Raw genomic sequence first — 3,888 nt, forward strand, 5'->3', positions numbered from 1 at the left:
AAGGGTACCTGGAACGAGTGATCCAAAAAGAGGAGGAACTTCAGAGTTCAGCTGAACATGACGTTTGCGCTGACATTTTTAGACTTTGTCGTGGCGATTCTCATTTGGTCTTTGCAAACAGTCGAAAGCGCACTGAAAGCATTGCGGCAACGTTGAGCGACATGTGTGAGGAACATATTGTTCCGAATGAATTCTTTCCCCACCATGGTTCCCTTACCAAGGAATTACGTGAGGCGCTTGAAGCTCGTCTTCAGAAAGGGAATTTGCCCACAACAGCTGTTTGTACAATGACGCTCGAGTTGGGCATTGATATCGGTAAGGTTAAGTCGGTTATACAAGTTACGCCTCCGCATTCTGTTTCCAGTCTGCGTCAGCGTATGGGACGTTCTGGGCGACGCGACTCCCCATCAGTTCTAAGAATGCTAATTACAGAAAATGAGCTTACTGTGACAAGCAGTATCGTTGACCACCTACGGTTGCAGTTGGTCCAGTCGATGGCAATGATCAGATTGATGATCTCTAAACAATGGTTTGAACCAGCTGATGCTCAACAGATGCATTACTCTACGCTGCTACACCAGATTCTTGCTATTACGGCACAATGGGGCGGAGTTCGTGCCGATCAGCTCTGGTCACAGCTATGCCAAGCAGGGCCGTTTAGAAATGTAGATTTAAACGATTTCAAAAGCCTGCTTAAACATATGGGAACGTGTGGCCTGCTCACTCAACTTGCTAGCGGCGAAATGGTTATTGGGGCAGAGGGGGAGAAACTGACTAACCATTACACTTTTTATGCCGTGTTCAATACACCAGAAGAGTTCCGTATTGTCACCGGAAACAGAACCCTTGGAACAATACCTGTGGACTCCCCACTGCTACCAGACCAACACATCATCTTCGGTGGGCGGCGCTGGAAAGTGACAGAGATCGAGACAGAGAAAAAAGTTATCTATGTTGAGGCGACCAAAGGCGGTCAGCCACCACAATTTAGTGGGGGAGGAATGTCTATTCATGATGCCGTTCGTCAGGAAATGCTCGCTATCTATAGGGAAAGTGATTACCGCATAGCGATAGGTAGCAAGAGAGTAGATTATGCCGATTCTGCCGCCAGAAACCTATTTGCGGAAGGCTGTAGTAACTTTCAGCGTTATAACCTGCAAAATGAGTATTTTATTACGAGCGGCCAACACTGCTACATTCTCCCCTGGATGGGAGATAAGGTTGTCAATACGATTACAGCCTTGCTCATACTTTGTGGCTTTAAAGCTAATTCATTGGCTGGAGTTATAGAAATTGACGGCTCAAGTGTCGCTTCTGTTAAACAGGCACTTAAAAGTATGCTGCTGTCGGGCTTGCCTTCAGCATTTGATCTTGCTGTAAATGTTCCAGAAAAGTACTTAGATAAATATGATGAATATTTACCAGGATCTCTACTTGCGAAAGGATTTGGGGAAAAAGCGTATGACATTGAAGGCGCGTGTACTTGGCTGAAAGAACATCTTCAGTAAACTGGTTACGTAATAAGGGGGAGATGTTCCCCCTAAGATTGAGATCGATTGATGATATCAATGTTTGCTCTTGGCTCGGGTCTTCCAGAAATCAAGGTCATAAGGTCTGCTTTGAGCGAAGAGCGGACCTAGCACTTGCATTTGCGGCTGGGTTGGAGCGCAGCAGAAAGCCAGTCCGATAACACACGCTTGTTAGGTGGTTTTTAGATATTCCTGTTGAATTAGATTAGTAAGTTCGACTCGCTGTATCTCATTTATGGTAAATTGCAACCGCACAAAACTCGTTTGTGCAGCGCGTAAAGTCCCGGTATCTTTTATTTTTCCATCCGACTTTAATCTACATTCTAATTCATGTATGAGTCGTACTAATTCTTTACCTCTTGAGGTCAGTGGTGCCATAAAAGATGGTTGTCTATCATGTTCATACCTGTCAATCATACAGTCAGAGAAATCAACATCAGCTATATGCTGGTGCACAATGAATTTTATATACTCAAACAGAAAATTATCCTCTGAGGCCCCCACCCCGACACCAAAAGGAGAATTTTGATTACACAACTCAATCTCTGCCACGGTTAGTGGGACATCCATACCAAAATATAAAGATCGGCAGACATTAGTTAGGCCTGTGCAGAAAAGATTGAAATATGAGACAGGAAATGAAGCATTGTTACTTTCAGTTTTAATCAAATAGTCAAGAACATCTTCGACCGACATAATGTCTTGTTCTCCGACCGCAAACCCTTCAAAGAGGGTTTTAGCACTGGAAGATTGCAAGATATTTGATTTGGGTATAGTAATACCCTTTGCATCAGTTGGTTTGGCGGCTCTTAATGCGCGGCGAACATCTTGCCAATAACTTAAATTTGTATCAGGGTTGTGAATAATTATTAGCACAGGTAACGGAAATCTTTCCCAGTAAAAACGGTGTTTCTCTTCTGGATAGAAAACCCAATCTCCGTAGCTTTCCTTAAAAAAAGATGGTCCAGACTTTATCTGAACAGCTATCATCCTTCCTGTAGCAAAGCCCTCGGGACTAACATACTCAATCTGGCCATCAACTCCAACGTCAGCCATTGGAGTTTCACGCCAAATCTGCCCAATTTTTGCTATGGCTTCAGCAACAGCATTTACACCCAATCTTTCTTGAGAATTAGTCTGATTATATTTGGGGAAACTCATATCTTCCTCGATTTTCTAATGCTGGCCACAGTTGCAGCAGAAACTGGCCCGGAATTGCGCTATTGATTTGAGTGACAGATTTTGCGGTCCATTACTGGTTCTTAATAGGTTTTACTCAAATTGAGAAAATAATCTACCAAAGTCCGTACTTCCTATTCGCAAATTGTTCATATATTAACTCATTAATACTACATTGAGCAAGTTTTGTCCGCGTCTGGCACGGGACGGACCTAACCATTGACGAGCGTTTACCAGCAAGCTATGGGAGAAATTATGAAAACCTGGCATGCCACTCCCTATACCCCAAAACGACCACGGGATTTTGATAGCAGTTCGAAGTCTAATAATAAAAAACGGGAAACTCTCGCTCCTGTTCTCACACAACCCAGAATGTGGATTACATTTTTTCGATGATCACGTCGCTAAATTCTGGATATTTCAGCAGGTTAGCACCATCCATCAGACGTTATAAATCGTAGGTTACGGTTTCCTCGTTGATCGCGCCTTCCATACCTTTAATGATCATGCCAGCCGCTTCAACCCAACCCATGTTGCGGAGCATTACATGGTAAAAAATCGAATAACATTATGATAAACTGGAAATTATTATGTTTATAACTATCAAAAACTCCCTGTAATTACCTAGTGCAACTCATTGATTATAATAACAATTGTTTCAGTTTTAGGGCGGGTGTTCATGTTCTTCACATCTTTAAACTATGAATTCTGCATTACTTTTTTGCACTTGAAAATATACACCCCAAATCATCTTTATACATTTCAGCCGATGGGTTGTAACATAAGTCACTTATGTACAGTCCATTTAATATATCAAATTTTTCAATCAAATTAATAAAATCAGGATCACAATAAGAACTTGATATATTAAAGTAAATTAAAGCGAGTTCATGACGAGATAGTTGAGCCCTAAAAATCTTTGCATACTTACTTCCATTATTAGATTCATTTGAATGAGAGAGAATATAATAAATGTTTCTGATATATGAGCCAGATATATGCCCATACTCATCATAAAATCCATTAAATGCTTTTCTTAAAATCTCAACCCTTTCATTACAACTCATTTTTCTTATTATAGCGCGTCCAGTTTCAACCAATACGGGATTTAAATCCTCAGATATAGCGTGGCATTTTAATCTTATATCATTCAAAACAAGCTGTTTAATTTTAAATCTAC

3 protein-coding genes and 1 pseudogene are annotated in these 3,888 nt (G+C 41.3%); 1 reads left to right on the top strand and 3 read right to left on the bottom strand.

Going from position 1 to position 3,888, the window contains the following annotated elements:
* Nucleotides 1–1,508: helicase-related protein (locus tag ADK28_RS05815; protein WP_048795141.1), on the top strand; the 1,508-nt coding region annotated here is incomplete at its 5' end.
* A 192-nt stretch (nt 1,509–1,700) separates the two neighbouring features.
* Here the strand turns inward: ADK28_RS05815 and ADK28_RS29790 are convergent.
* The 3 genes and pseudogenes from ADK28_RS29790 to ADK28_RS29800 all read right to left on the bottom strand — a co-directional run.
* Complete coding sequence (locus ADK28_RS29790) at nt 1,701–2,690, bottom strand: DUF4365 domain-containing protein (protein ID WP_075202039.1); 990 nt, start codon at nt 2,688–2,690, stop codon at nt 1,701–1,703.
* A 397-nt stretch (nt 2,691–3,087) separates the two neighbouring features.
* Nucleotides 3,088–3,255 (bottom strand): annotated as a pseudogene (locus tag ADK28_RS32880) (NADP-dependent isocitrate dehydrogenase); the annotation flags it as partial.
* A 166-nt stretch (nt 3,256–3,421) separates the two neighbouring features.
* On the bottom strand, nt 3,422–3,888 hold a 467-nt coding region (locus ADK28_RS29800), incomplete at its 5' end, for a putative phage abortive infection protein (protein ID WP_239686212.1).

It is taken from the genome of Serratia sp. 506_PEND, assembly GCF_001076875.1.
Classification (GTDB): Bacteria; Pseudomonadota; Gammaproteobacteria; order Enterobacterales; family Enterobacteriaceae; genus Serratia; species Serratia marcescens.

Coding starts and splice junctions, on each gene's coding strand:
- ADK28_RS29790 (WP_075202039.1), bottom strand. CDS start 2,690: ATGAGTTTCCCCAAATATAATCAGACTAATTCTCAAGAAAGATTGGGT.